This is a genomic window from Desulfobulbus rhabdoformis (genome assembly GCF_016919065.1).
Lineage (GTDB): Bacteria > Desulfobacterota > Desulfobulbia > Desulfobulbales > Desulfobulbaceae > Desulfobulbus > Desulfobulbus rhabdoformis.
Map to the genome: position 1 here is coordinate 1 of NZ_JAFFQA010000101.1, position 2,854 is coordinate 2,854.

Annotated in this window: 1 rRNA gene; it reads right to left on the bottom strand. The window is 50.4% G+C overall.

Features of this window, described 5'->3' with window-relative positions:
• Nucleotides 1-2,830 (bottom strand): 23S ribosomal RNA (locus tag JWJ90_RS22465); the annotation flags it as partial.
• Nucleotides 2,831-2,854: the final 24 nt, after the last annotated feature.

The following is a 2,854-nucleotide window of genomic DNA, read 5'->3' on the forward strand; positions in this document are numbered from 1 at the left end:
AAGATACGGGATATCTTATCTTGGAGTGGGTTTCCCGCTTAGATGCTTTCAGCGGTTATCCCTTCCGAACATAGCTACCCAGCAATGCCCTTGGCAGAACAACTGGTACACCATTGGTTCGTCCATCCCGGTCCTCTCGTACTAGGGAAAGATCTCCTCAAATATCCTGCGCCCGCAACAGATAAGGACCAAACTGTCTCACGACGTTTTAAACCCAGCTCACGTACCACTTTAATCGGCGAACAGCCGAACCCTTGGGACCTGCTCCAGCCCCAGGATGTGATGAGCCGACATCGAGGTGCCAAACCTCCCCGTCGATGTGGACTCTTGGGGGAGATAAGCCTGTTATCCCCGGAGTACCTTTTATCCGTTGAGCGACGACCCTTCCATGCGGAATCGCCGGATCACTAAGACCTACTTTCGTACCTGCTCGAGATGTCTCTCTCGCAGTCAAGCTCCCTTATGCCTTTACACTCTACGGCTGGTTTCCAATCAGCCTGAGGGAACCATCGCGCGCCTCCGTTACTCTTTGGGAGGCGACCGCCCCAGTCAAACTACCCACCAGACACTGTCCCGGATCCCGATGAGGGACCGCGGTTAGAGTTCAAAGATAACAAGGGTGGTATTTCAAGGCTGACTCCACACACACTGGCGTGCATGCTTCAAAGTCTCCCACCTATCCTACACATGTTATCCCTAAACACAATGCCAAGCTATAGTAAAGGTTCACGGGGTCTTTCTGTCTTGTTGCGGGTAACCGGCATCTTCACCGGTACTACAGTTTCGCTGAGTCTCTGGTTGAGACAGTAGGGAAATCGTTACGCCATTCGTGCAGGTCGGAACTTACCCGACAAGGAATTTCGCTACCTTAGGACCGTTATAGTTACGGCCGCCGTTTACCGGGGCTTCGGTTCAATGCTTTGCTTGCGCTAACATGTCCCCTTAACCTTCCGGCACCGGGCAGGCGTCAGACCCTATACTTCGTCTTACGACTTCGCAGAGTCCTGTGTTTTTAGTAAACAGTCGCTCCCCTCATTTCACTGCAACCCACGTAAGCTCACTTTTGAAATAAAGTTCACCATATGGGCACACCTTCTCCCGAAGTTACGGTGCTATTTTGCCGAGTTCCTTAACCAGAGTTCTCTCAAGCGCCTTAGTATATTCTACCTGTCTACCTGTGTCGGTTTACGGTACGGTCACACATGTGAAAGTACACGAGGATTTTCCTGGAAGCATGGAATCAACCACTTTATAGCCCTTTGGGCTTCGTCATAACGCCTCGATGTTAACAAGAACCCGGATTTGCCTAAGTTCTCCATCTACACGCTTAAACCAGGACTACCAACGCCTGGATGGCCTATCCTTCTCCGTCCCCCCTTGTACTGTATCCACATCAGTGGTACGGGAATATTAACCCGTTTTCCATCGACTACGCTTTTCAGCCTCGCCTTAGGGGCCGACTAACCCTGAGCAGATTAACTTGACTTCAGGAAACCTTAGACTTTCGGCGTGAAGGTTTTTCACCTTCATTATCGCTACTCGTGTCAACATAAGCTCTTGTGATACCTCCAGCACACCTCACGATGCACCTTCTCAGGCCTACACAATGTTCTCCTACCATTCTTTCGAATCCGTAGCTTCGGTACTATGCTTGAGCCCCGTTACATTTTCGGCGCAAATTCACTAGACCAGTGAGCTATTACGCTTTCTTTAAAGGATTGCTGCTTCTAAGCCAACCTCCTGGTTGTCTCAGCAATTTCACCTCCTTTTCCACTTAGCATAGTTTAGGGACCTTAGCTGACGGTCTGGGTTCTTTCCCTCTCGACCACGGAACTTATCTCCCGTAGTCTGACTCCCGCGATTGAACTTGACGGCATTCGGAGTTTGTTAAGGGTTGGTAAGCCGGTGGGCCCCCTAGCCTAGACAGTGCTCTACCTCCGTCAGTCGATTCGCAAGGCTATACCTAAATATATTTCGGAGAAAACCAGCTATCACCGAGTTTGATTAGCCTTTCACTCCTATCCACACCTCATCCAAGCAGTTTTCAACCTACAATGGTTCGGGCCTCCATTTCGTGTTACCGAAACTTCACCCTGGACATGGATAGATCACCCGGCTTCGGGTCTACCCCATGCAACTTGACGCCCAGTTAAGACTCGCTTTCGCTGCGGCTCCACCTAACGGCTTAACCTTGCTGCATAGGGTAACTCGTTGACTCATTATGCAAAAGGCACGCTGTCACACCACATGGATGCTCCAACTGCTTGTAAGCTGACGGTTTCAGTTTCTATTTCACTCCCCTCCCGGGGTTCTTTTCACCTTTCCCTCACGGTACTGGTTCACTATCGGTCACTAGGGAGTATTTAGCCTTGGAAGATGGTCCTCCCGGATTCCCACAAGGTTTCACGTGTCTCGTGGTACTCGGGGACACCCTAGGGTGAGTCAAGATTTCGCGTACTGGATTATCACCATCTCTGATCGGCCTTTCCATACCGTTCCGCTATCCTTTCTCAATCCCATGTCGGGGCCCCACAACCCCTACACGTAAACGTATAGGTTTGGGCTCTTCCGCGTTCGCTCGCCGCTACTAGCGGAATCTCAATTGATTTCTTTTCCTGAGGGTACTGAGATGTTTCACTTCCCCTCGTTCGCCTTCAGTACCTATGTATTCAGTATTGAATGACAGAGTTTGAACTCTGCCGGGTTGCCCCATTCGGAAATCTCCGGGTCAAAGCCTGTTAACAGCTCACCGAAGCTTATCGCAGTTTTCCACGTCCTTCATCGCCTCCTAGTGCCAAGGCATCCGCCGTCAGCCCTTAGTAGCTTAACCATAAGTCTTTTATAAACTAAGTTA